A 24,100-nucleotide genomic window follows, 5' to 3' on the forward strand; every position below is an offset into this window, starting at 1 on the left:
GAGGGTCTCTACTCCCAGCGGAAGAATCGCGCCGCGGCCCCGAGCCCCACGACCGCCCACACAGTGAGGATCCCGAGGTCGCCCCACGGCATGCCCGCCCCGTGCTGGAGCACGTCCCGCAGCCCGTCCGAGAGCGCCGAGATCGGCAACAGGCCGAGCACGTCCTGGGCACCCGACGGGAACTTGTCCATCGGGACGATCACACCGCCGCCGACGAGGAGCAGCAGGAAGACCAGGTTGGCGGCGGCCAGCGTGGCCTCCGCCTTCAGGGTGCCGGCCATCAGCAGGCCGAGACCCGAGAAGGCGGCCGTGCCGAGGATCAGCAGGAGCAGTACGGCCGGCGGGTTGCCCTGCGGTGACCAGCCCAGGGCGTAGGCGATGACCGTCAGCAGGAGCACCTGCAGGATCTCCGTGACCAGCACGGACGCCGTCTTCGCGGTCATCAGGCCCCAGCGCGGGAGCGGGGACGCGGCGAGCCGCTTCAGGACCCCGTAGCGCCGCTCGAAGCCCGTCGCGATGGCCTGGCCGGTGAACGCGGTCGACATCACGGCGAGCGCGAGGACACCGGGGGTCAGGAAGTCGACGGCCTTCCCCTCGCCCGTGTCGACGATGTCGACCGAGCTGAACAGGACCAGCAGGAGGGTCGGGATCACGACCGTCAGCAGCAGCTGCTCGCCGTTGCGCAGCAGCATCTTCGTCTCGAGGGCGGCCTGCGCGCCGATCATGCGGGGGAGGGGGGCTGCCCCCGCCTTCGGCGTGTATGTACCGGCGGTGGTCACGAACGCAGCTCCTTGCCGGTCAGCTCCAAAAAGACGTCTTCAAGAGTGTGCCGCTCGACGGAGATCTTCTCCGGCATCACCCCGTGCTGCGCGCACCAGGAGGTGACCGTCGCCAGCAGCTGCGGGTCGACCTTGCCGCCCACCCGGTAGGAGCCGGGCGTGAGCTCGGCCGCCGTGCAGTCCGCCGGGAGGGCCTTCAGCAGGGAGCCCACGTCGAGCCCGGGACGGCCGGTGAAGCGCAGTGTGTTCTCGGCGCCGCCGCGGCACAGCTCCTCGGGCGAGCCCTGCGCGATGACCTTGCCCGCGTCGATGATCGCGACGTCGTCGGCGAGCTGCTCGGCCTCGTCCATGTAGTGCGTGGTGAGGATGACGGAGACGCCGTCGGCGCGCAGATCGCGGACCAGGTCCCAGGTGGCACGGCGGGCCTGCGGGTCGAGGCCGGCGGTCGGCTCGTCGAGGAAGACCAGCTCGGGGCGGCCGACCACGGCCATGGCCAGCGCGAGGCGCTGCTGCTGGCCGCCCGACAGACGCCGGTAGGTCGTCCGGCCGCAGCTGTCGAGGCCGAGCCGCTCGATGAGCGCGTCCACGTCCAGCGGGTGGGCGTGGAGTTTCGCCACGTGCCGGAGCATCTCGTCGGCGCGACTGCCCGAGTAGACGCCGCCGGACTGGAGCATCACACCTATCCGGGAGTACAGCGCGGAGGCCTCTTTCACCGGGTCGAGGCCCAGGACGCGCACCGTGCCGGAGTCCGGCTTCCGGTACCCCTCGCAGGTCTCGACCGTGGTCGTCTTGCCCGCGCCATTGGGGCCGAGTACGGCGGTGATGCCCGCCTTGGCCTCCAGGTCGAGGCCGTCCACCGCGGTCTTCGTTCCGTACCGCTTCACCAGGGCCTGGACCTGGACCACGGGGTCGCTTCGCATGAGGCGCAAGTCTAAGGACGTCGCCGGGGCCGAGAGGCGCCGGGGGCCGCATCCACGTAGTGATCACGTGGCCGGTGCAGTGCCAGCCAGCGCTCGGCGTAGGCCACCGCGTCGGCCACCGGGAACAGGCGTACGTCGGCCGCGCCCACCCGGCCCCGTACGACCGGACGGTCCCGCTCGAAGTCGGAGCCCAGCTCGTCGAAGCGGTCGGAGTCGATGGAGACCTCCGTGACCACCTCCCAGCCGCCCGCGGCGGGCCGTCCCACCTCGACGCGCGGCGACGGTATGCGGTACTCGGCGAGATGGAAGCTGGTGCAGGCGTCGTAGCCGGCGCCGAGCAGCAGGACCCGGGCGCCGATGGTCTCCAGGCGGGCCAGCGGGCTTCGCTCGCCGAGCCGGCAGTCGGGCGCGTGGCCCTCGACGATCTCCGCCGCGCGGGGGCCGACGGCCGCGAACGAGGTCTGCGGGTGCGCGCTGCGCAAGGCACCGGGCCAGCCGCGGACGGTCTCCGGGATCACGCCGACCCCACGGGTGGGCGTGAGAAGCGGGTCGTACGCGGGCATGGTCGCCCGGATGGTGGACCACCATTCCTCGGGGACCGGGGGATTGGCCCACAGCGCCGGATCGGAGAGGTCGCCGGACTGGGTGGGGACCACCAGCGTGCCGTCGGGGCCGAGCGCGTCGAGCAGTCCCTGGACGACGGCGACCGCACCGCCGTTGACCCAGCCGAGGGAACTGAGGGAGGAGTGTGCGAGAAGCGTTTCGCCGGGCTGGACGCCCATCGAGAGAAGCTGTGCCGCGAGGGTGTCCCGGGTGACGAGTGGGCCGGTGGGAGGGGGTGTCGACATGGTTCGGGAGTCTCCCGGAGAGCCTCGCGGGGCGCTACCCATTTGATCGATCAAAGATCGTTTCCGCAGGTCATGTTAGGTATACCTAAGTGATGCACGGCACCGTCCACCCATCAGGACGCGGCTTGTCAGGCTCTGAGGAATTACGCAACAATGGCGTTGTGAAAAACGCTGGCGAGGCTCGGGAGACCCCCACGGGGGCCCCGCAGGAGGAGCTCGCGACCGGAGAGCGCTCGACGCGCAACCGGGTCGCGCGGTCCATCCTGGACCACGGCCCGTCGACCGTCGCCGAGCTCGCCGGGCGCCTCGGCCTCACTCAGGCCGCCGTCCGCCGTCACCTCGACGCACTCGTCGCCGACGATGTCGTGGCAGCACGCGAGCAGCGGGTCTACGGCGCGCGGACGCGTGGCCGTCCCGCCAAGGTGTTCGCCCTGACCGACTGCGGCCGGGACGCCTTCGACCAGTCCTACGACACGCTCGCCGCGGACGCCCTGCGCTGGATCGCGGACCGAGAGGGCGGGGACGAGGCCGTCGTCGCCTTCGCCCGCGCCAGGATCGCCGCCCAAGGCCAGGCATACCGCAAGGCCGTGGAGACCGCCGCCCCCGAGGAGCGCACCGAAGCCCTGGCCAAGGCCTTGAGCACGGACGGGTACGCTGCTACGGCGCGCAGCGCACCGGTCGGCGAGCAGCTCTGCCAGCACCACTGCCCGGTCGCCCATGTCGCCGAGAAGTTCCCGCAGCTGTGCGAGGCGGAGACCGAGTTCTTCTCCCAGTTGCTCGGCACGCATGTGCAGCGGCTGGCCACCATCGCCCACGGCGATGGCGTATGCACCACCTTCATCCCCAAGATTTCCAAGACCGTCGATAACGCAACTATCGATAACGCATCTGCAAGCACCGCCGGGAGGAACCCCGCATGACGCTCCCCATCGAGGAGACTGCCCACCCCGAACTCGAGGGTCTGGGCACGTACGAATACGGCTGGGCCGACTCCGACGTGGCCGGTGCCTCTGCCAAGCGCGGCATCAACGAGGACGTCGTCCGAGACATCTCCGGCAAGAAGAGCGAGCCGGAGTGGATGACCAAGCTCCGCCTCAAGGGCCTGCGCCTCTTTGAGAAGAAGCCCATGCCGAACTGGGGCTCGGACCTGTCGGGCATCGACTTCGACAACATCAAGTACTTCGTGCGCTCCACGGAGAAGCAGGCGGAGTCCTGGGAGGACCTGCCCGAGGACATCAAGAACACGTACGACAAGCTCGGCATCCCGGAGGCGGAGAAGCAGCGCCTCGTCGCCGGTGTCGCGGCCCAGTACGAGTCCGAGGTCGTCTACCACCAGATCCGCGAGGACCTGGAGGAGCAGGGCGTCATCTTCCTGGACACCGACACCGCCCTGAAGGAGCACCCGGAGCTCTTCAAGGAGTACTTCGGCACCGTCATCCCGGTCGGCGACAACAAGTTCGCGTCGCTGAACACCGCCGTGTGGTCCGGTGGCTCCTTCATCTACGTGCCGAAGGGCGTGCACGTCGAGATCCCGCTCCAGGCCTACTTCCGTATCAACACGGAGAACATGGGCCAGTTCGAGCGGACGCTGATCATCGTCGACGAGGACGCCTACGTCCACTACGTCGAGGGTTGTACGGCCCCGATCTACAAGTCGGACTCCCTGCACTCCGCGGTGGTCGAGATCATCGTGAAGAAGGGCGCCCGCTGCCGTTACACGACCATCCAGAACTGGTCGAACAACGTCTACAACCTGGTCACCAAGCGCGCCGTGGCGTACGAGGGCGCGACCATGGAGTGGATCGACGGCAACATCGGCTCCAAGGTCACCATGAAGTACCCGGCCGTCTACCTGATGGGCGAGCACGCCAAGGGCGAGACCCTCTCCATCGCCTTCGCGGGCGAGGGGCAGCACCAGGACGCCGGCTCCAAGATGGTCCACATGGCGCCGAACACCTCCTCCAACATCGTGTCGAAGTCCGTGGCACGCGGTGGCGGTCGTACGTCGTACCGCGGTCTCGTCGAGATCGGCGAGGGCGCCCACGGCTCGAAGTCGAACGTGCTGTGCGACGCACTGCTCGTCGACACCATCTCCCGCTCCGACACGTACCCCTATGTGGACGTCCGCGAGGACGACGTGTCCATGGGCCACGAGGCGACCGTCTCCAAGGTCTCCGAGGACCAGCTCTTCTACCTGATGAGCCGTGGTCTGACCGAGTTCGAGGCGATGGCGATGATCGTGCGCGGCTTCGTCGAGCCGATCGCCAAGGAGCTGCCCATGGAGTACGCCCTCGAGCTCAACCGGCTGATCGAGCTGCAGATGGAGGGCGCGGTCGGTTAAGACCTGCCTTCCGGACACAGCCAGCGAATTTCTGACGTAAGAAAGCGAGCAGACCGACAGCCATGGCTGAGGCTCAGAACATCCCGGTGGGGTCCACCACCGCCGGCCAGATCGCGGTGGCCGCCGAGTCGACCGTCGCCACGCGCATGAGTGCGCCCCCGTCCTTCGACGTGGCGGACTTCCCGGTCCCCCACGGCCGCGAGGAGGAATGGCGGTTCACCCCGCTGGAGCGGCTGCGCGGGCTGCACGACGGCACCGCGGTCGCGACCGGCGACGGCGTGAAGGTCGACATCGAGGCACCCGAGGGCGTCACGGTCGAGACCGTCGGCCGTGACGACGCCCGGATCGGCAAGGCCGGCACCCCGGTGGACCGCGTCGCCGCCCAGGCGTACTCGGCGTTCGAGAAGGCCGGTGTCGTCACCGTCCCCAAGGAGGCGGTCCTCACCGAGCCGATCCGCATCGCCGTGCACGGCGAGGGCGGGGTCGCCTACGGCCACCAGGTCATCGAGCTGGGAGCCTTCGCCGAGGCCGTCGTCGTCATCGACCACACCGGTGACGCGGTCCTCGCGGCCAACGTCGACTACATCCTGGGCGACGGCGCCAAGCTCACCGTCGTCTCCGTCCAGGACTGGGACGACAAGGCCGTGCACGTGGGCCAGCACAACGCCCTCATCGGCCGGGACGCCACCTTCAAGTCGTTCGTGGTCACCTTCGGCGGCGACCTCGTACGCCTCCACCCGCGCGTCGCCTACGCCGGCACCGGCGGCGAGGCCGAGCTCTTCGGTCTCTACTTCACGGACGCGGGTCAGCACCAGGAGCACCGCCTCCTCGTCGACCACAACACCCCGCACTGCAAGTCGAACGTCGCCTACAAGGGCGCGCTCCAGGGCGACGGCGCGCACGCGGTGTGGATCGGCGACGTCCTCATCGAGGCCAAGGCCGAGGGCACGGACACGTACGAGATGAACCGCAACCTCGTCCTGACGGACGGCGCGCGGGTCGACTCGGTCCCGAACCTGGAGATCGAGACCGGCGAGATCGTCGGCGCCGGTCACGCCTCCGCCACCGGCCGCTTCGACGACGAGCAGCTCTTCTACCTGATGGCCCGCGGCATCCCCGCCGACGAGGCCCGCCGTCTGGTGGTCCGCGGCTTCTTCGCCGAGCTGGTCCAGCAGATCGGCGTGGACGACATCGAAGAGCGCCTCCTCGCGAAGATCGACGAGGAGCTGGAGGCGTCGGTCTGATGCCCGCTTTCGTACGCGCCTGTGGGCTGAGCGAGCTGGAGGAGGACACCCCGAAGCGGGTGGAACTCGATGGCACGCCGGTCTCGGTCGTGAAGACCGAGGGGGAGGTGTTCGCGATCAACGACATCTGCTCGCACGCGAACGTCTCGCTCTCCGAGGGCGAGGTGGAGGACTGCCAGATCGAGTGCTGGCTGCACGGCTCCGCGTTCGACCTCCGCACCGGCAAGCCGTCCGGCCTTCCCGCGACGCGCCCCGTCCCCGTATACCCCGTAAAGATCGAAGGGGACGACGTGCTCGTCTCCCTCACCCAGGAGTCCTGAGGAACCCATGGCAACGCTTGAAATCCACGACCTGCACGTCACCGTCGAGGCCGACAACGCCACGAAGGAGATCCTCAAGGGCGTCGACCTGACCGTGAAGCAGGGCGAGACGCACGCCATCATGGGCCCCAACGGCTCCGGCAAGTCCACCCTCGCCTACTCGCTCGCGGGCCACCCGAAGTACACGGTCACCGGCGGCACCGTCACCCTCGACGGCGAGGACGTCCTGGAGATGTCCGTCGACGAGCGCGCCCGCGCGGGCCTGTTCCTGGCGATGCAGTACCCGGTCGAGGTCCCCGGCGTCTCGGTCTCCAACTTCCTGCGCACCTCCGCCACGGCGATCCGTGGCGAGGCCCCCAAGCTGCGTACCTGGGTGAAGGAGGTCAAGGAGACCATGGAGCGCCTCCACATGGACCCCGCCTTCGCCGAGCGCAACGTGAACGAGGGCTTCTCCGGCGGTGAGAAGAAGCGCCACGAGATCCTTCAGCTGGAGCTGCTCAAGCCGAAGGTCGCGATCCTCGACGAGACCGACTCCGGCCTGGACGTCGACGCCCTGCGCATCGTCTCCGAGGGCGTCAACCGCGTCCGCGAGACCGGCGAGGTCGGCACCATGCTGATCACCCACTACACGCGCATCCTGCGCTACATCAAGCCCGACTTCGTCCACGTCTTCTCCGCGGGCCGGATCGTGGAGTCCGGCGGCGCCGAGCTCGCCGACAAGCTGGAGAACGAGGGCTACGAGGGTTACACGAAGGGTGGCGCATCCGCGTGACACAGCTGCCGGGCCTCCTCGACACCGAGGCGATCCGCAAGGACTTCCCCATCCTGGACCGTCAGGTCCACGACGGTAAGAAGCTTGTGTACCTGGACAACGCGGCGACCTCGCAGAAGCCGCGCCAGGTACTGGACGCCCTCAACGAGTACTACGAGCGGTACAACGCCAACGTCCACCGCGGTGTGCATGTGCTCGCCGAGGAGGCCACGGCGCTGTACGAGGGCGCGCGCGACAAGGTCGCCGCGTTCATCAACGCGCCGAGCCGCGACGAGGTGATCTTCACCAAGAACGCCTCGGAGTCGCTCAACCTCGTGGCCAACATGCTCGGCTGGGCCGACGAGCCCTACCGGGTCGACCACGAGACCGAGATCGTCATCACGGAGATGGAGCATCACTCCAACATCGTGCCGTGGCAGCTGCTGGCGCAGCGCACGGGCGCGAAGCTGAAGTGGTTCGGTCTCACCGACGACGGCCGTCTCGACCTGTCGAACATCAACGAGATCATCACCGAGAAGACGAAGATCGTCTCCTTTGTGCTGGTGTCGAACATCCTGGGCACCGTGAACCCGGTCGAGGCGATAGTGCGCCGCGCCCAGGAGGTCGGCGCGCTGGTCTGCATCGACGCCTCGCAGGCCGCTCCGCACATGCCGCTGGACGTCCAGGCCCTCCAGGCCGACTTCGTGGCCTTCACCGGCCACAAGATGTGCGGTCCGACGGGCATCGGCGTCCTCTGGGGCCGGCAGGAGCTCCTGGAGGACCTCCCGCCGTTCCTCGGCGGCGGCGAGATGATCGAGACGGTGTCGATGCACTCGTCGACCTACGCCCCGGCGCCCCACAAGTTCGAGGCGGGTACGCCCCCGATCGCGCAGGCGGTCGGTCTGGGCGCGGCCATCGACTATCTGAACTCGATCGGCATGGACAAGATCCTCGCCCACGAGCACGCGCTCACCGAGTACGCGGTGAAGCGGCTCACGGAGGTCCCCGACCTCCGGATCATCGGCCCGACCACGGCCGAGGACCGCGGCGCCGCGATCTCGTTCACGCTGGGTGACATCCACCCGCACGACGTGGGCCAGGTCCTCGACGAGCAGGGCATCGCGGTCCGGGTCGGCCACCACTGCGCCCGCCCGGTCTGCCTGCGCTACGGAATTCCTGCGACCACGCGAGCGTCTTTCTATCTGTACTCCACGCCGGCGGAGATCGACGCGCTGATCGACGGCCTGGAGCACGTCCGGAACTTCTTCGGCTGAGGGGCTGGCTGAGACGTGAAGCTTGATTCGATGTACCAGGAAGTCATCCTGGACCACTACAAGCACCCGCACGGGCGGGGCTTGCGGGATGGCGATGCCGAGGTGCACCACGTCAACCCGACGTGCGGCGACGAGATCACGCTGCGCGTGAAGTACGACGGCGAGCAGATCGCGGACATCTCTTACGAGGGCCAGGGCTGCTCGATCAGCCAGGCCTCGGCCTCCGTGCTGAACGAACTCCTCGTCGGCAAGGACGTGTCCGAGGCGCAGAAGATCCAGGAGACCTTCCTGGAGCTGATGCAGTCCAAGGGCCGGGTCGAGCCCGACGACGCGATGGAGGAGGTGCTGGAGGACGCGGTCGCGTTCGCCGGTGTCTCCAAGTACCCGGCCCGGGTGAAGTGCGCTCTCCTGAGCTGGATGGCGTGGAAGGACGCGACCGCCCAGGTTCTGGGCGACGGCGCCGAGAGGAAGACGGCATGAGCGAGAACACTGTGACATCGGGAGAGGGCTTGACGACGAAGCCGGCCTCCGAAGAGGAAGTCCGCGAGGCGCTGTACGACGTCGTCGACCCCGAGCTGGGCATCGACGTCGTCAACCTCGGCCTGATCTACGGGATCCACATCGACGACGCGAACATCGCGACGATCGACATGACCCTGACGTCCGCGGCCTGCCCGCTCACCGACGTCATCGAGGACCAGGCCAAGTCCGCCACGGACGGCATCGTCAACGAGCTGCGCATCAACTGGGTCTGGATGCCGCCGTGGGGCCCGGACAAGATCACGGATGACGGGCGCGAGCAGCTCAGGGCGCTCGGGTTCAACGTCTGAGACCCCTCTCGTACAGGGCTGTGGCCCCCGGCAACGCGCCGGGGGCCACAGTCTTTTCTCGTCTGCGGGCTCAGCTCCAGCCCTTCACCACACGGAACGCCGAGTCGGCCCCGTAGCTCCGGTCGTGGTCGTGCCCCTCCAGGCGGAGCTGGAAGTTGCGGTGGCGCAGGAAGCGGCCCGGGTAGTTGACCGACTCCAGCCTGACCGCGCCGGCGTACGACGAAGTCCGGGGGCAGAAGGTGGCGTCCTTCTCGAACAGGTCGGAGCCGTCGTCGCGGTCCGCACGGAGGGAGAAGTTGCGGTGGCGGAGGTAGGCGCCGTCGGCCGTGGTGAAGGAGTAGCAGGAGGACACCGCCAGCCCCTCGACCAGCTTGAAGCTCGCGTCCTGCTTGGTCGAGGTCGAGCTGCTCGATCCCACCGGGTCGAGCCGGACGACGTCGTAGCTCACATGCCAGTAACGGTCGGGGTAGTTGACCGACTGGATCGAGGTCCGCGAGGAGGCGGGCTCGGCCGTGGGAGGCTTGCTCGACGGGGAGGTCTTCGACGGCCCGGGGACGGGCTCGACGTCGGTCCCCTGCTCCGACGGTTTGGCCGAGGCGGAACTCTGCGAGGTGGAGGCCGAGGCGGAGGCGGAGTCGGATTGCCGTGGGGAGGCCAAGGCGGTCTTGCCGGCCGGGGCGATGGCCGTGCCCGATGCGGTGAAACCGGGCAGGAGCGGGGCGTCCGTGTCGGAGGCGGTCCGGTTCTCCGACGGGTTGTCAGCATTGCTGTCCAGTACGGCGACCGCGGTCGCGCTGGCGATGAGCACGGTCACGGCGAGCGCACCGGCCAGCCACAGCCGCCGGGTTCCGGGCAGCCGTCCCTCGTCCGGGAGCTCACCGGACTCCCAGGGCACCGGGGGCTGTTCCACGAAGGGGGGCAGTTCCGCCGGATAGGGAACGCCGTGGGGGGTGGGGCGCCAGGCCGGTTCCTCCGGGGAGGCGGCCGGACCGTCTGACGCTGATGAGGCGCCGGAACCCTCCGGGGAGGAGGCGGACTGGTCGGACCCCGGTCCGGACTCGGGCTCGGACTCGGACTCGGACTCGGGTGGTATTTCTGGCATGCGCGTTCCTCCAGCGTCGCCCATGGCGCACGCGGATTCGTCTACTGGTCTCAGCACAAGAGGGGGGAGGCGCAAGCACACGGTTGAGCGGCGGTAGCCGAGGAGACCGGGTGCGCGACTGGTGAAACAGTAGTGGACCAAGTGACCTCCGAGCAGCCGTTTCCCCCAGTGATCCTGGCGAATTAACGGCTCGCGCGGTGCGTGGAGAGGCTTTTGCGGTGCCTTGCGGTTCACATGCCATTCTCAGTGGGATCCAAGTCCGGGCTCATCCGCGCACGACAGCGTGAATCCGTGCCCTTCTCCGTACGAGCCGTGTCTTCCTCCCCGCACGCCGCGCCGTCCTCCGTGGCAGCTGCGCCCTCCGCCCGGCCTGTCTTCGTTCTCGGCTGTCCCCGCTCCGGAACCACCCTGCTGCAGCTGATGTTGCACGCGCATCCGCGGATTGCCCTGCCGCCCGAAACGCGCTTCGTGCTGCCCGCCTACGAGGGCCGGCTGGGTTTCGGGGATCTGAACGAGCGCGGCAACCGGGCCGGGCTCGCACAGTGGATCACCGGCCGGAAGGAGACGCGCTTCCACGAGCTCGGAGTGGACGCCGGGCGCGTGGCCGAGCGGATCACCGACGGGCCGCCCACCCTCGGATCGGCGCTCGGGATCGCGCTCAGGGCGTACGCCGAGGAGCACGGGAAGGCGCGCTGGGGCGACAAGCGGCCCGCGTACGCCCTGTATGTGGCGGAGATACTGCGGCTGTTCCCCGACGCGCAGTTCATCCACCTCGTACGGGACGGGCGGGACTGCGTCGCCTCGCTGCTGGGGATGCCCTGGTGGCACCGCGGGTTCCACGAGGCCGTGGCCACCTGGGCGCAGGTCATGGACACCACCCGCACGTACGCGCGCGAGCTGGGCGCCGGCAGCTGGCACGAGCTGCGCTTCGAGGACCTGGTGGCCGAGCCCGAGGCCCAACTGCGCGGCGTGTGCGGGTTCCTGGGCGAGGAGTACGCTCCTGAGATGCGCGAGCCGTACCGCGTCGCCGGGGTGGCCGTACCCGCCCGCAAGACCTGGCACCGACGCACCCACGGCGCCCTGGACACCTCACGGGCGGGCAGCTGGACGACCCGGCTGACGCCCGCCCAGATCCGGCTGTGCGACGCCGTATTGGGCGAGCGACTGGTCTCGTACGGCTACGAGCTCGCCGGAGCCGTCCGGCCCGACCCCGCCGAGCTCCTGCGCTACCGGCGGGTGGAGGTGCTGCGCCGGGCCGCCCACGCCAAGCGGCGGATGCTCGACCGTCTGGCGCGGGTGCGTGAACCGGGGCCCGTGGCCTACCAGTTGACGACCACGTCGGAGTTCAGGGCCTAGGGAGGGCATGACGGTGGCCGCGTGCGTCGGGCGGGGAGGATCGGTGCGGGGGAGACTTGTGTACGGGTGTACGCATCGGTGGGTAGGCTCCTTCACATGGGATACGCACTGCTCGCCGGAGCCATAGCCGCCGAGGTGGCCGCGACCACCGCCATGAAGTACAGCGACGGCTTCAGCAGGCTCTGGCCCTCACTGCTGACGGCCCTCGGCTACGTCGTCTCCTTCGCCCTGCTCGCCCAGACCCTGAAGACCGTGGGCATAGGCACGGCCTACGCGATCTGGGCCGGTGTCGGCACCGCGACCATCGCCGTCATCGGACTCGCCCTGTTCGGGGAGGCGCTGACCCTCACGAAGGTCGCCGGGATCCTGCTCATCGTCGGCGGCGTGGTGGTGCTCAACCTCGGAGGCGCGCACTGATGGCCCGCCGCTACGACCCCGAGCGGCGCCGGCGGATCATCGACGCCGCGATCCGGGTCGTCGGGGAGAAGGGCATCGCCGGGCTGAGCCACCGCTCCGTCGCCGCCGAGGCCGATGTGCCGCTCGGTTCCACCACGTACCACTTCAAGACCCTCGACGAGCTGATGGTCGCCGCGTTGCGCCAGGCGAACGAGGGCTTCGCCAAGGTGATCGCGGCGCGTGGCGGCCTGGAGGATCCGCACGGCGACCTGGCCGGGGAGCTGGCCGGCTGGATGGGCGAGTGGCTCGCCGGTGACCGCACCGGCGTCGAGTTGGAGTACGAGCTCTACCTCGCCGCCCTGCGCCGCCCCGCCCTGCGCCCCGTCGCCGCCGAATGGGCCCAGGACCTCGCCACCCTGCTGTCCCGGCGAACGGACCCGGTCACGGCGCGGGCGTTGGTGGCGCTGATGGACGGGATCTGCTTGCAGGTGCTGCTGACGGATGTGCCGTACGACGAGGAGTATGCGCGGGAGGTGCTGGCGCGGGTCGTCGGCCGAGGGGCGTGAACCCTCTTCGCGACATCGGGGAACAGCGGGTGACATGCTCACCCCGACCACGCCCACGGAGGCCACCCACGTGACCGGACCGCCAGACCCCGAGGTGTCCCAGGACGCCGAGGTCGTCGCCCGATCGCTGGACGAACCGGAACGCTTCGCGAGCCTCTACGACCGCTACGCCCCGGACATCCACCGCTACGCCGCGCGCCGCCTCGGGACGGGTGCCGCCGACGACATCACCGCGGAGACCTTCCTCATCGCCTTCCGCACCCGCGCCCGCTACGACACGGACCGCCCCCATGCCCGCCCGTGGCTCTACGGCATCGCGGGCAACCTCATCGGCAAGCAGCGCCGCGCCGAGGTGCGGGCCCTGCGGGCGCTGGCCCGAACCGGTCACGACCCGGTCGCCGAGTCCTGGTCCGAGCGTGCCGACGACCGGGTCACCGCGCAGACGGCGCACGCCCCGCTGGCCGGTGCGCTGGCCGCCCTGTCCACGGGCGACCGGCACGTCCTGCTGCTGGTGGCCTGGGCGGACCTGACGTACGTCGAGGTCGCCGAGGCGCTCGGCATCCCCGTCGGCACCGTCCGCTCCCGGCTCAACCGCGCCCGCCGCAAGGTCCGTTCGGCGCTCGGCGCCGACCCCGCATTCACACTGGACGCCACGGAGGTGGTCTGACCATGGACGAGATGACGGCGGTCCGTGAGCTGCGCGCCGAGGCCCCGGCCGCGGGGCGCGCGGAACTGGTGACCGGACGGGAACGGCTGCTGCGGGAGGCGGTCCGCGGCACCCGCATCCGCAGGCCGTGGGCAAGCCGACGGCTCGCCGTGGTGGGGGCGGCGGCCGCGGTCACGGCGGCCGCACTGATCGGTACGCAGGTGATGGGCGGACCCGACGGTGCGCAGCCGGGAGCCGGACCGGGCTACACCCTCGAGCTGGGCAGCGCCAAGACCCTGCTGAACGACGCCGCGGACGCGATCGCCGCCCGCCCCGCGGTCACCGCGCACGACGGACAGTGGATCTACGAGAAGACCGTCGAGACGAACATGACGGATGAGGAGCGGCCGGGACCGCAGACCAGCGAGGACTGGACGAAATATGCGCATCCGGCCATGGAGAACGGCCAGGCGGGCGACGACCACTCGCCCAGGGAGGAGTACGAGTTCCTCAAGAGCCTGCCGGAGGACCCGGCGAAGGTACGGGCGAAGGCACGCGCCTTCTTCTACGCCACCGACGTCTCCGAGGCCCGTACGGAACACGAGTACCGGGCCCTCACCGTGGTTCTCAGCCGCGCCTACGCGTACGACCCACAAGGGCTCGCCAAGATCTACCGGGCCCTGGCCACCATCCCCGGCGTGCGGGCCGCGCAGGTCCAGGACGTGGCCGGGCGGGACGCCATCGCGCTGTACCTGAAGGGCGACGACCCGACCGCGGACCGGCAGGAACTGCTCCTCGACCCGAGCACCTACCTCTACAGCGGGTTCCGGTTCGTGGCCCGGAGCGACGGTCCCGACCAGAAGAAGGGCGACGTCGTCATCAGCGGTGCCCAGCTGGCCCTGGCGGTGGTGGACAAGAAGGGCGAGCGGCCCTGAGCCGTCCGGTGCGCCCGGCACGTGCGAGGCGCCCGGCACGTGAGATGCCGGGCGCACCGGTTCGCCCGCGCGGCCTGTGCCAAGTTAGGTTTTCCTCATGACCGACACGACTGCTACTCGCACCACCGGCGCCGTCGCCGCCGGCCTCGCCACCCTCACGGCCGACGGCACCGTCCTCGACACCTGGTTCCCCGCTCCCGAGCTGTCCGCCGAGCCCGGCCCGGCCGGCACCGAGCGGCTGTCCGCCGAGCGGGCCGTCGAGCTGCTCGGCGAGGGCGCGGCGAAGGCCATCGGCCCGGACGCACGTCGTGGCGTCGAAGTGGTCGCGGTTCGTACGGTCATCGCCTCGCTGGACGACAAGCCGCTCGACGCGCACGACGCCTACCTGCGTCTGCACCTGCTCTCGCACCGCCTGGTCAAGCCGCACGGCCAGAGCCTGGACGGCATCTTCGGCCACCTCGCCAACGTCGCCTGGACCTCGCTCGGCCCGGTCGCCGTCGACGATGTCGAGACGGTGCGGCTGAACGCCCGCGCCGAGGGGCTGCACCTCCAGGTGACGTCCATCGACAAGTTCCCGCGCATGACGGACTACGTCGCTCCCAAGGGCGTCCGGATCGCCGACGCCGACCGCGTCCGGCTCGGTGCGCACCTCGCCGAGGGCACCACCGTCATGCACGAGGGCTTCGTGAACTTCAACGCGGGCACCCTCGGCACGTCCATGGTCGAGGGCCGGATCTCGGCCGGTGTCGTGGTCGGCGACGGCTCCGACATCGGCGGCGGCGCCTCCACCATGGGCACGCTGTCCGGCGGCGGCAACGTCCGCATCACCATCGGCGAGCGCTGCCTCATCGGCGCCGAGGCCGGCGTCGGCATCGCCCTCGGCGACGAATGCGTGGTCGAGGCGGGCCTGTACGTCACCGCGGGCACCCGCGTGACCATGCCCGACGGCCAGATCGTCAAGGCCCGCGAGCTGTCCGGCGCGTCCAACATCCTCTTCCGCCGCAACTCGGTCACCGGAACGGTGGAGGCGCGTCCGAACAATGCGGTGTGGGGTGGGCTGAACGAGGTGCTGCACAGCCACAACTGACGCACCCGTACGGGTACGTACGACGGCCCCGAAGATCACGTACGGGTTACTCGCCGTGACCTGCGCGCGGGTTAGGCAGATGAACGGGTGGACACAGCGTCCGATCAGATGCCGAACCGTGAGACGAGGGGCTGAGCAATGACGAACAAGCGGGCGAGGATCGGGGCGCGTTGGCTGACCGGGGCGGTCACCGCGGCGGTGGTGTGCGGGCTCCCCGCCGCGACCGCGCACGCCGACGAGACCAACACGGCCTCGCACAACGGCCCCCGGGTCGGGCTGATCAACACCGGCCAGGTCGACGACCCGATGGAGGACGTGCTGGAGCACTTCCTGCTGTTCGGTGACGGGTACCTCTGGGACTGACCCGCCGCTTCGACGCCCTCCCGCCTCCCGCGGGAGGGCGTTCGGCTTTGGCCGTGCTACCGCTCCGCCACCACAGCCGCGGCGAAATCCGCCAGCCGTGTGAAGTCGCCCTCGCGCAGGCCCAGCCGGGGACTGACGAAATGGAGCAGGGCGGGCGTGGGATGGCGAGCGGCCACGTACGCGTAGTCGGCCGGGCTCAGCTCGTCGTCCACCCAGGCGAAGGGGCGGTTCCGCGCGTATGCCACGATCCGCTCCGTCTTCCAGTGCACCCCGTCGGGCCGGTCGGCGAACAGGGCGCCCGTGAAGTCGACGTACGGCAGCTCGGGGAGGCCGATGACGGGGGCGATATGGACGTTCGCGGCGTCCATCCAGGTGCTGGCCCAGCACAGGTCGTAGCCGAGTTCGAGGAGGGCCCGGCCGTGGTCGGGGTGGAGCCAGACGCGCAGGGGCCTGCCGGGGTCCACGGCCACCCGGATCGTCGTGTAGCCCTCGGGCCGGCGCTCCGGCTGGGCCGCGTACGGGTTGAGGGGGCCGTCGACGTCGAGGAACAGCAGGGGTCTGCTCACACGGCCACGGTAAGGCAGGAGGGCGGAAGAATTTCAGGCCCGGGGGCATAGCGGGGGGTCGGCGCGCGCGTCACCAAGGGCACAGGGGCGGATCACAGGGGCCGCCGGGGAAGAGAAGGTGACGATGGATGCCCAAGCGCAGGAGAACTTCCGGGAGTTCGTCGCGAACCGGTCGTCCGCGCTGCTGAAGACGGCCGTGCTGCTCAGCGGAGGGGACCGGCACGCCGCCGAGGACCTGCTGCAGAACGCCCTGATCAAGGCCGCGGGACGGTGGCACCGGATCGACGAACCCGAGGCGTACGTACGACAGATCCTGTACCGGCAGCAGGTGAGCCGCTGGCGGCTGAAGTGGCCCCGACGGGAGCTGACCGTCGCCGAGCCGCCAGAGGGCGCGTTCCACGACGCGGACGCCTCGTCCGCCGCCGAGTTGCGCGTGGTGATGCGCGGGGCGCTCGCCCGGCTCACCGCCCGGCAGCGCACCGTGCTCGTCCTGCGCTACTTCGAGGATCTGCCGGAGGCCGACGTGGCCCGGTTCCTCGGCTGCTCCGTCGGCACCGTACGGTCCACCACCCACCGCTCGCTCGCCCGGCTGCGCGCCCTCGCTCCCGAACTGGCCGCGCTCGGCCGGGGCGACGACGAGCAGCAGTCTTCCCGTGACTTCTCCCCCCTGGAGGTCCGCCCGTGAACGTCGACGACCTCGTCCGTAACTCCTTCCACGAGCAGGTCGCGGATCTGGCGCCGCCGCCCGTGGACTTTGCCGACCGCGTGCTGGCCGTCCGACGGCGCCGCCGGACCCGTACGATCGCCTCCGTCGCTGTGGCCACCGCCACCGCCGTCGCCGTCGCCGTCGCCGTGGCGGTGCCCCTGCTGGACACCGGCAAGGACGATGTGCGCCCGGCGAACGTCCTGAACGAGAACGACATCACTGCCCACCCCGGCCAGACCCCACCGCGCGACCTGATTGCGGCCGGGCCGGTCGCGCTGGCCGCGTACTACACCACCACGAGCGTCAAGCAGTCGGCCAACCGTCGCATCGACGTCCGCACGTACTGGCTCCTCGACGCGCGGACGCACACGTACGAGAAGACGACGAAGTGGTCCTTCGTCGCGGTCGCCCCCGGCCTGCGGACCGCCGCCGTCCTGGAGCGGAGCCTGCCCGCCCAGCGGATCGGCCTGCTCAACCTGCTCACCGGCAAGGTGGAGCGCTGGATTCCGGTCGATCACACCGTCGGAGCGGTCGCGTTCTCGCCCGACGGCCGCAAACTCGTCGCGACGACCTACAAGAAGAACCCCGACCTGCATGTCACGCTGTCGGGCAACCAGTCCAGCCGCTGGCCGAACTACCAGGAGCCGGGCCGGACCGGCTTCTACGTCGTGGACGTCGCATCCGGCACGATGTCGTGGAGCAAGGTTCCGTCCGGCGACGGCAGTGGCCTCAATGACCGCCAGGACTTCGGCTTCAGCCGCGACGGCAGGGCGGTCTACACCGGGCTCACCATGGAACCCGGCCAGCGCTTCTACGACTTCCAGGGCAACGAGGTCGCGACGCCCGACAACGAGAAGCACCTGCTCTGGTACGTCGACGCACGGCTGTCCCCGGACGGCAGGCTCGCCGCGGGCGACTTCGCGGGCGGGAAGAAGACCACCGCCTCCGAGATCCTGGACCCCGCCACCGGCAAGCGGATCACCACCGTGCACGGGCAGAAGCTGCTCGCCTGGGTCGACAACAAGCGCCTGATCGCCTGGGACATCACGCCGGGCTCGAACGAGTTCCACAACCGGCTCGTGGTCGTCACCCTGGGCAGCGACAAGAAGGTGCCGCTGAGCGGCTTCCGCGGCGGCGAGGACGGCGCCGCCGGGCGCTGGACGCCGGTCTTCGCCGGGCGCTGATCAGGCGGCCGTCAGCTGCTCGTACGCGGCCAGCAGCCCGTCGACCGTCCGGCGGTCGGCGGGCCGCAGCGGCGCGCGGACCGGGCCCGCGGGCAGGCCCAGCCGGCCGAGCAGCCCCTTCGCCGTGACCGTGCCGGGCAGGCCCGCCGACATCATCAATTCGATCAGCGGGATGGTCCGTTGCTGCCGGCGGGCCGCCTCGGCCGTGTCGCCCGCCTCGAACGCATCCAGGATCGCCCGGAGTTGAGCCGGGACCACGTTCGCGACCGTGCTGACGTAACCGGCGGCGCCCACCGCGTACAGCGCGAGAATGTGCTCGTCGCAGCCCGCGTAGTAAGCCAAGTCCGTGCGGGAGAGGACCTTCTGGGTGCCGAGGAGGTCATAGGAGCAGTCCTTGACCGCCACGATCCTGGGATGCTCGGCGAGCCGGATCATGGTCTCCGGCTCGATGCGCGTGCCGGTGCGGCCCGGGATGTCGTACAGCGCGAGCGGCAGCCCGGAGGTGTCGGCGACCTCCCGGAAGTGTGCCTCCAGCGCGTCCTGCGGGGGCTTGCTGTAGTACGGCGTGACCACCAACACGCCGTCCGCGCCTGCCTTTTCGGCCTCCAGGGCCAGCTCGACCGTGTGCCGGGTGTCGAAGGTGCCCACGCCCGCCACGATCGACGCCCGCTCCCCGACGGCCTCGCGCACGGCCCGGACGAGCGCCGACTTCTCGGCGTCCGTGGTGGTCGGCGACTCGCCCGTCGTCCCGGACAGCACCAGCCCGTCGCAGCCCTCGGACACCAGCCGGTCGGCGAGCCGCTGCGCGGCGTCGAGGTCCAGCACGCCCTCCTCGGTGAAGGGCGTGACCATCGCGCAGAGGGCGCGGCCGAAGGGCGGGGTACCGGTGTCTGAGGTCGTCATACGAGTAGTGTCGACACCTTCACTGTGAAGCTCCACTTAATTCTTCTACGAGGTTAAGAGTAGGGATGCTACGAGGTGAGGCCTGCGGAGGCCCTGGTGCCAAGAGGGCCCCTCATGCGTCACCATGGCGAGGACGGAGTCGTCGGCAGATCGCGGGAGGCGTCATGAGGCTGGGTAAGGCACTCGCCACCGGAGTCGCGGAAGAGCAGGCTCACGCGTACGAAGAGGATCTCCAACTGCCCGAGGAAGCGGAGGAGTGGGAAGCGTCCGTGCCCGAAGAGGTCCCGGTCGCCCGATGAGACTGCGGCTCCCCGAGGAACGCCCGACGGAGCCGCCGACCGGATACAAGATCGCCCACCCGGTGCTGTCCCAGGACGGCACCCGGGCCGGGTTCACCGGCGTTTCGCTGGGCGGCGCGCAGCCGTACGGAGTGCTGGACGAGGCCCGCTGTGTCTACGGGCTGCGGCACCGGGTGCCGCACCGCCGCTGCGACTGCGGCTTCCACTGCGTGCACGAGCGCGCCACGGCGGAGGCGATGCTGTGTACCGCCGAGTACCGGGCGGCCGCCCTCCTGGAGGTCTCCGTCCTCGGCGCGTACATCCGTTTCGAGCAGGGCTTCCGGTACGCCCGCCAGCGCGTGCGGACCGCGACGTTCGGCCCGTGCGAGTGCGGCGCCGTCGCTGCCGCGCTCGCGGACGCGGGCTGGGGGCGGCCCGGCTGGCGCGGCCTGGCGGCGGCCTGCGCGGGATGCGTACGCGGTCGTACGTCCTTGTCGCTCGCCTCCTTCGCGCGGCTGGCGGGGGAGGGGCTGCGAGCACGTGCCGGGAGCGGTGTCATCACCCCGCCGGTCGACCTCGGGGTGTCCGAACTGGTTGCCGAGGCCGCCTTGTTGCAGGCCCGGCTCGACTGGTTCCAGACCCGGTTGGCACGCCTGGACGGGCACGGGGGGCCGGGGTAGCCGGGTCGGATTCCCCGTCCGTCCGTGGACGCATGGTTGAGGTCGGAGGGCGGCGGTGCGCGCAGTGCGTGCCGTGCCGGCTGGCGGAGACCGCCATGACCCGTTGTACCGCCACCCACCCCGAACTCGCCGATCCCCGTACGCAGGCAGGCGAAGAGCCCGGCCCCCCGGACGACGGGGCCGGGCTCTTCCCGCTACAGGGCTACGGCCTGAACCGCAGCACCTGCGGGTCGTGGTCGCTGATCTGGTCGGAGAACTCCGAGTTGATGTGCACGCTGTCGTAGTCGAAGTCGCAGTCCTTGCGAATCGACGGGCTGATCAGGATCTGGTCGAGAACCTGGCTGTTGCCCTGGTAGTCGTACGTGTACCGCTCACTCTTCGGCAGCGACTTGATCGCCGGCCAGAGCTCGCCGTCACCTTCGAGGACCTTGGTGGTGTCCGAGAACTCGAAGTCGTTGATGTCGCCGAGGGTGATGACGTCGGCGTTCTTCTGCGTCTTCAGGATGTCGTCGACGAAGGAGTTGATCGCCGTCGCCTGCAGGTGACGCTGGGTCTCCGAGCTGCGCGACGGGGGCTGGTACTGCGCCGTCAGTCCCTGGTCGCCGCCCTTCGAGTTGAGGTGGTTGGCGATCACGAAGACCGTCTTGCCGCGGAAGACGAACTCGCCGGCCAGCGGCTTGCGGCTGTTGGCCCACGCGGTGTTCGCCGGGTCGATCCGGCCCGGCGAGGCCGTCAGCGCCGCCTTGCCGCGCACCTTGGTGACACCGACGGCGGTCGTCGCGTCGCCGCCCGCGCGGTCGGTGAACGAGACCCGCTCCGGGTTGAAGAGGAACACCTGACGGATGTTGCCGCCGGGCTCGCCGCCGTCGGCGTTGTTGACCGGGTCGATGGAGCGCCAGTCGTACGTCGGTCCGCCCGCGGCCACGATCGCGTCGATCAGCTCCTGCACCGTCTGGTCGGCGGCGATCGTGCCGTTGTTCGTCGCGCCGTTGTTGTCCTGGATCTCCTCCAAGGACAGGATGTCGGGCGACTGAAGGTTGTTCACGATCGCGGACGCGTGGGCGGCAAAGGTGGCGTCGCCCGGGTCCAGGTTCTCGACGTTGTACGTCGCCACGGCCAGCTCGCCGCGCGCCTGCTTGCGGGTCGTCTCGCGCTCCAGACCGCCCTTCTCCAGGGTGCCGATCTGGTTCGCGACGAGCGTGTAGCCGCCGAACTGGTTGTAGTCCAGCGGGCCGGCCGTGGCGCCCTTGAGCTCGTCGCCGACGTTCGCGGTCGGGAAGTCCGCGACCGCGCCGAGGGACTGGATCTGCAGCCGGCCGGTGTTCTGCGAGGTGTACGAGCCGTACACCGTGCCGCCGCGGCGGTTGGTGTTCTCATGCGGCTTCACCGTGACCCACAGCTCGGTGTACGGGTCGGTGGCGCCGACCACGCGGGTGTCGGCGACCTGGACGTTCATGCCCTCCAGGGACTCGTAGTAGTCCAGGGCGTACTTCTTCGGCTCCAGGGTGAGACCGTTGATCGAGCCGTTCGCGGCGGTGTCACCGGCCGGGGTGTAGGTGCTCGGCACGGAGCGGCTGTTGACGACGGTGGCCGCGGGGACCGTGTTGCCGGACGACAGCACCGTCACCGTCGGCCTGACGATCTCCGTCAGCGCCTGGTTGCCGCTGGAGGCACCGCCCGGCACATACTCCGAGACCGTGCCGGAGACGGTGACCGAGTCACCGACGGCGACCTTCGGCGCGGAGCTGGTGAAGACGAAGACGCCCTCACTGGTGGCCGGGTTGTCGTCCGGGGCGAGGTCCTGGATCCAGAAGCCCCTGGACGATCCGTAGGTGCGCACGCCCGTGACGATGCCCGCCACGTCCGCGACCGCCTGGCCCGCGAGCGGGGACGTCCGGGTGGTGCCCTGGATGTCATGGATGTGGACGGTGTCCGCGTGGGCGGGTGTGGTGAGCACCACGGCGGAGACGGTGGAACAGACCGCGGCTACGGTCAGCGCGCCGATGCGCGCGGTTCTCTTGCTCGGCAAGGGAATCCCTCCGGGGACGTACATGAGCGCCGGGACGAGGGTGGAGCAGTGGGGGGCGCGACCTGTGTGCGGGCCGGTGACGCGCGTAGAGGCTGAGGGGGCGTGTGCCGATTCGACTTCTACGCGCGTCAATCTCGTGTGTGGGCAGGGGAGTTGTCAAGGTTTCAGTGACGTACGGAACCTGACAGGGACATGAACCGGGCGGCATGGGTGGAAATCCGTCTAGGCTGAGTCGCCGACGCGGTTTTCCGGGGCGGCGTCCGGATCTTCGGGTCCGGGAGCGGTCTTCGGGCTTGTGCTTGTTGCGTTTGCTGTTTTTGCTGTTTTTGTCGCGTTTGTTCGGAGGAGAACCCAGCCGATGTCAGACAGCTCCCCCTTTCCGCCGGTGCGGCTGCACTCCGAAGCGGAGCTGGCGCGGGACGCGCTCGCCACGCCGCTGCTGTCCCGCGCCGCGCGACTGGCCCGCTGGGCCGGCCCGGACACACGGGTCGGTCCGGGGGGCGAACTCGTCGAGGAACAGCTGGCCGGGGCGGCTCTCGAACTCGGGCTCACGGGCGACGACGCGGCGGCCTTCGCCAGTGAGGCCTGGCTGGTGGCCGTCGACACCCGGCTCGTCGAGATCGTGGACGAGGAGGAGGGCACGGTCGCCGCGGGCCCGGACCTCGCGCTGCTCACCTCCGGAGGGCCGCGGGACGTCCTCGGGGTGTGGCTCAGCGCGCTGGAGACGGTGCTGGCCGATGCGAGCGTGCCCGATCTCGATGATCTCGTCGGTGCGATGAGCGAGGGCGGGACGGTCGATGGCGGGACGGGTGACGGCGGGATGGATCACGGTGGGGAGATCGACTTCTCCTCGCTGGACTGGGACCCCGAGGCCGAGGCCGAGTTCCTCGACGGGGTGCTCGGCAACCTGTATCTGCTGACGGTGAGCGAGGGCGGGGCGGGTGAAGGGCCGGTGCCGCTGCCCGCTCTGGCCGCGTCGATGATCGTGCCCGATGGCATGGGGGAGCCCACGAACGACGTGCTCGAGCAGGTGTCGGACGCGATGATGCGGCTCGACGACCAGTTCCGGCTGCTGGAACCCGTCGGGCTCGTCGACTTCCAGCCGGTCGACGAGGCGTTGATGGCGGACACCGACGAGGAGCCGACGGCTTCCCCCGACGACATGGACGTGTCGCGGTACGGGATGGTACGGCTGACACCGCTCGGCCAGTACGGGCTGCGGGCGCGGCTGCTGGAAGCCGGCCTTACCGCTCCCGCGGTGGGAGATCTGGCGGACAAGGGCGCGGACGCGCTGCTGGACCGCACCTTCACCTACCCGCCCACCGCGGCACGGGCCGAGACGGAGGAGTGGCTCGCCCGGCGCGAACCCCTCGCCGCAGCACGGGAGTTGCTCGCCGCGGCCCGTGGTGGCGACGCCGGGGCACCCCTTCGGCGCCTCAGCTGTCAGCAGGCGCTCAACCTCGTCGGCATGGAGGCCGAGCCCGCGCTCCGCGACGTCCTCGACGACGCCGAGCTGGGCGGACTCGCCCGAGTCTGGCTCTCCGAGCACGGTGCCGCCGACGTGCCCCCGCCGTCCGAGGCGATGGTCTTCTGGCTCACCATCGACACACTCGCCGCGCAGCTCGCCGCCGAGGGCAACTCCGAGGAGTTGCAGGGGCTCGTGGAGGGCCTGGCCCAGCAGCACAGCGGTTTCTTCGCCAGGGCGTGGCGGGTCGACCACCCGGCCACGCCGGACGTCCTCGAGGCGATGGGGCGACTGCATCCCGACAAGAAGGTCGCCAAGGAGGCCCGTAAGGCGGCGTTCAAGGCACGCTCGCAGCAAGGGGGGTGAATCCGGGGCCCGGGCCCAGGCATCAGCTGCGGGGTCAGGGCGGGGCCGGATCTGGAGGAGGGGTAGGGGCGCCGACGTGACCGCGAACGGCGGAGCTTCGGCGCCGTCGTGGCGGATTCATGGAACGCTGTCTCCCGAAGTCGGCCGACGTTCAACTCTCGTTCA

27 protein-coding genes are annotated in these 24,100 nt (G+C 70.0%); 20 read left to right on the forward strand and 7 right to left on the reverse strand.

The annotated features are described in order from the left end of the window. Positions 1 to 8 precede the first annotated feature (8 nt). The 3 genes from ACX28W_RS16255 to ACX28W_RS16265 are packed head-to-tail and all read right to left on the reverse strand — an operon-like array spanning position 9 to position 2,547. Positions 9 to 725 carry an ABC transporter permease gene (locus tag ACX28W_RS16255; protein ID WP_458999755.1) on the reverse strand — a complete coding sequence of 239 codons (717 nt, stop codon included), beginning with the start codon at positions 723 to 725 and terminating at the stop codon, positions 9 to 11. A 50-nt stretch (positions 726 to 775) separates the two neighbouring features. After that, entirely contained in the window at positions 776 to 1,699 is a 924-nt protein-coding gene (locus ACX28W_RS16260) for an ABC transporter ATP-binding protein (RefSeq protein ID WP_458999663.1), read from the reverse strand. 11 nt (positions 1,700 to 1,710) lie between these two features. Continuing rightward, on the reverse strand, positions 1,711 to 2,547 hold the full coding sequence (locus ACX28W_RS16265) for an AAC(3) family N-acetyltransferase (protein ID WP_458999664.1): 837 nt from the start codon (positions 2,545 to 2,547) through the stop codon (positions 1,711 to 1,713). A 161-nt stretch (positions 2,548 to 2,708) separates the two neighbouring features. On the opposite strand from ACX28W_RS16265, the gene ACX28W_RS16270 reads away from it, so the two are divergent. The 8 genes from ACX28W_RS16270 (at position 2,709) to ACX28W_RS16305 (ending at position 9,307) form a co-directional block, all read left to right on the forward strand. Beyond that, on the forward strand, positions 2,709 to 3,467 hold the full coding sequence (locus tag ACX28W_RS16270; protein WP_458999665.1) for a helix-turn-helix transcriptional regulator: 759 nt from the start codon (positions 2,709 to 2,711) through the stop codon (positions 3,465 to 3,467). Next, the gene (gene sufB, locus ACX28W_RS16275) at positions 3,464 to 4,888 is read left to right on the forward strand and encodes a Fe-S cluster assembly protein SufB (RefSeq protein ID WP_392878820.1); all 1,425 of its coding nucleotides are present in this window, start codon (positions 3,464 to 3,466) and stop codon (positions 4,886 to 4,888) included. Before ACX28W_RS16270 ends, sufB begins: the two co-directional genes overlap by 4 nt. 62 nt (positions 4,889 to 4,950) lie before the next feature. Beyond that, positions 4,951 to 6,132, forward strand: a complete 1,182-nt coding sequence (gene sufD / locus ACX28W_RS16280; protein WP_458999666.1) for a Fe-S cluster assembly protein SufD — start codon at positions 4,951 to 4,953, stop codon at positions 6,130 to 6,132. Continuing rightward, positions 6,132 to 6,452, forward strand: coding sequence for a non-heme iron oxygenase ferredoxin subunit (locus ACX28W_RS16285; protein ID WP_362070612.1), 321 nt, complete (start codon positions 6,132 to 6,134; stop codon positions 6,450 to 6,452). Before sufD ends, ACX28W_RS16285 begins: the two co-directional genes overlap by 1 nt. Before the next feature lie 7 nt (positions 6,453 to 6,459). Continuing rightward, positions 6,460 to 7,224 carry a Fe-S cluster assembly ATPase SufC gene (gene sufC / locus ACX28W_RS16290; RefSeq protein ID WP_458999667.1) on the forward strand — a complete coding sequence of 255 codons (765 nt, stop codon included), beginning with the start codon at positions 6,460 to 6,462 and terminating at the stop codon, positions 7,222 to 7,224. Then, positions 7,221 to 8,477 (forward strand): cysteine desulfurase, encoded by a 1,257-nt coding sequence (locus ACX28W_RS16295; RefSeq protein ID WP_458999668.1) that lies wholly within the window; start codon positions 7,221 to 7,223, stop codon positions 8,475 to 8,477. Before sufC ends, ACX28W_RS16295 begins: the two co-directional genes overlap by 4 nt. Positions 8,478 to 8,492: 15 nt before the next feature. After that, positions 8,493 to 8,957: a Fe-S cluster assembly sulfur transfer protein SufU gene (gene sufU / locus ACX28W_RS16300; RefSeq protein WP_458999669.1), complete on the forward strand. Its 465-nt coding sequence runs from the start codon at positions 8,493 to 8,495 to the stop codon at positions 8,955 to 8,957. After that, positions 8,954 to 9,307 carry a metal-sulfur cluster assembly factor gene (locus ACX28W_RS16305; RefSeq protein ID WP_362070620.1) on the forward strand — a complete coding sequence of 118 codons (354 nt, stop codon included), beginning with the start codon at positions 8,954 to 8,956 and terminating at the stop codon, positions 9,305 to 9,307. Before sufU ends, ACX28W_RS16305 begins: the two co-directional genes overlap by 4 nt. A gap of 70 nt (positions 9,308 to 9,377) precedes the next feature. Here the strand turns inward: ACX28W_RS16305 and ACX28W_RS16310 are convergent, their stop codons facing one another. Next, on the reverse strand, positions 9,378 to 10,409 hold the full coding sequence (locus ACX28W_RS16310) for an AbfB domain-containing protein (RefSeq protein ID WP_458999670.1): 1,032 nt from the start codon (positions 10,407 to 10,409) through the stop codon (positions 9,378 to 9,380). Between the two features lie 312 nt (positions 10,410 to 10,721). On the opposite strand from ACX28W_RS16310, the gene ACX28W_RS16315 reads away from it, so the two are divergent. The 7 genes from ACX28W_RS16315 (at position 10,722) to ACX28W_RS16345 (ending at position 15,758) form a co-directional block, all read left to right on the forward strand. Next, entirely contained in the window at positions 10,722 to 11,765 is a 1,044-nt protein-coding gene (locus tag ACX28W_RS16315; protein ID WP_458999671.1) for a sulfotransferase family protein, read from the forward strand. Positions 11,766 to 11,861: 96 nt separating this feature from the next. After that, entirely contained in the window at positions 11,862 to 12,182 is a 321-nt protein-coding gene (locus tag ACX28W_RS16320) for a DMT family transporter (RefSeq protein WP_458999672.1), read from the forward strand. Further along, on the forward strand, positions 12,182 to 12,727 hold the full coding sequence (locus tag ACX28W_RS16325) for a TetR/AcrR family transcriptional regulator (RefSeq protein WP_458999673.1): 546 nt from the start codon (positions 12,182 to 12,184) through the stop codon (positions 12,725 to 12,727). Before ACX28W_RS16320 ends, ACX28W_RS16325 begins: the two co-directional genes overlap by 1 nt. Positions 12,728 to 12,797: 70 nt before the next feature. Beyond that, complete coding sequence (locus ACX28W_RS16330; RefSeq protein ID WP_458999674.1) at positions 12,798 to 13,394, forward strand: RNA polymerase sigma factor; 597 nt, start codon at positions 12,798 to 12,800, stop codon at positions 13,392 to 13,394. Positions 13,395 to 13,396: 2 nt separating this feature from the next. Further along, a complete protein-coding gene (locus ACX28W_RS16335) occupies positions 13,397 to 14,308 on the forward strand; it encodes a CU044_5270 family protein (protein ID WP_458999675.1) in 912 nt (303 codons plus the stop codon). 97 nt (positions 14,309 to 14,405) lie between these two features. After that, a complete protein-coding gene (gene dapD, locus ACX28W_RS16340; RefSeq protein ID WP_458999676.1) occupies positions 14,406 to 15,395 on the forward strand; it encodes a 2,3,4,5-tetrahydropyridine-2,6-dicarboxylate N-succinyltransferase in 990 nt (329 codons plus the stop codon). 138 nt (positions 15,396 to 15,533) lie between these two features. Further along, a complete protein-coding gene (locus tag ACX28W_RS16345) occupies positions 15,534 to 15,758 on the forward strand; it encodes a hypothetical protein (RefSeq protein ID WP_458999677.1) in 225 nt (74 codons plus the stop codon). A 56-nt stretch (positions 15,759 to 15,814) separates the two neighbouring features. On the opposite strand, the gene ACX28W_RS16350 is transcribed toward ACX28W_RS16345, so the two are convergent. Then, entirely contained in the window at positions 15,815 to 16,324 is a 510-nt protein-coding gene (locus ACX28W_RS16350) for a hypothetical protein (RefSeq protein ID WP_458999678.1), read from the reverse strand. Positions 16,325 to 16,448: 124 nt separating this feature from the next. Here ACX28W_RS16350 and ACX28W_RS16355 point away from each other — a divergent pair, with 124 nt between their 5' ends. Then, the gene (locus ACX28W_RS16355) at positions 16,449 to 17,009 is read left to right on the forward strand and encodes a SigE family RNA polymerase sigma factor (protein WP_458999679.1); all 561 of its coding nucleotides are present in this window, start codon (positions 16,449 to 16,451) and stop codon (positions 17,007 to 17,009) included. After that, positions 17,006 to 18,214, forward strand: a complete 1,209-nt coding sequence (locus tag ACX28W_RS16360) for a WD40 repeat domain-containing protein (protein ID WP_458999680.1) — start codon at positions 17,006 to 17,008, stop codon at positions 18,212 to 18,214. Before ACX28W_RS16355 ends, ACX28W_RS16360 begins: the two co-directional genes overlap by 4 nt. Here ACX28W_RS16360 and dapA read toward each other — a convergent pair whose 3' ends face one another. Then, the gene (gene dapA, locus ACX28W_RS16365) at positions 18,215 to 19,117 is read right to left on the reverse strand and encodes a 4-hydroxy-tetrahydrodipicolinate synthase (protein WP_458999681.1); all 903 of its coding nucleotides are present in this window, start codon (positions 19,115 to 19,117) and stop codon (positions 18,215 to 18,217) included. 164 nt (positions 19,118 to 19,281) lie between these two features. On the opposite strand from dapA, the gene ACX28W_RS16370 reads away from it, so the two are divergent. Next, a complete protein-coding gene (locus ACX28W_RS16370) occupies positions 19,282 to 19,416 on the forward strand; it encodes a hypothetical protein (RefSeq protein WP_458999682.1) in 135 nt (44 codons plus the stop codon). Further along, a complete protein-coding gene (locus ACX28W_RS16375; protein ID WP_458999683.1) occupies positions 19,413 to 20,075 on the forward strand; it encodes a hypothetical protein in 663 nt (220 codons plus the stop codon). The genes ACX28W_RS16370 and ACX28W_RS16375 overlap by 4 nt, the downstream gene beginning before the upstream one ends. Positions 20,076 to 20,277: 202 nt before the next feature. Here ACX28W_RS16375 and ACX28W_RS16380 read toward each other — a convergent pair whose 3' ends face one another. After that, positions 20,278 to 22,104 carry an endonuclease/exonuclease/phosphatase family protein gene (locus ACX28W_RS16380; protein ID WP_458999684.1) on the reverse strand — a complete coding sequence of 609 codons (1,827 nt, stop codon included), beginning with the start codon at positions 22,102 to 22,104 and terminating at the stop codon, positions 20,278 to 20,280. Between the two features lie 358 nt (positions 22,105 to 22,462). On the opposite strand from ACX28W_RS16380, the gene ACX28W_RS16385 reads away from it, so the two are divergent. Further along, positions 22,463 to 23,935 carry a hypothetical protein gene (locus tag ACX28W_RS16385; protein WP_458999685.1) on the forward strand — a complete coding sequence of 491 codons (1,473 nt, stop codon included), beginning with the start codon at positions 22,463 to 22,465 and terminating at the stop codon, positions 23,933 to 23,935. The last annotated feature ends 165 nt before the right edge of the window (positions 23,936 to 24,100 follow it).

This window comes from Streptomyces sp. SD15 (genome assembly GCF_054462255.1).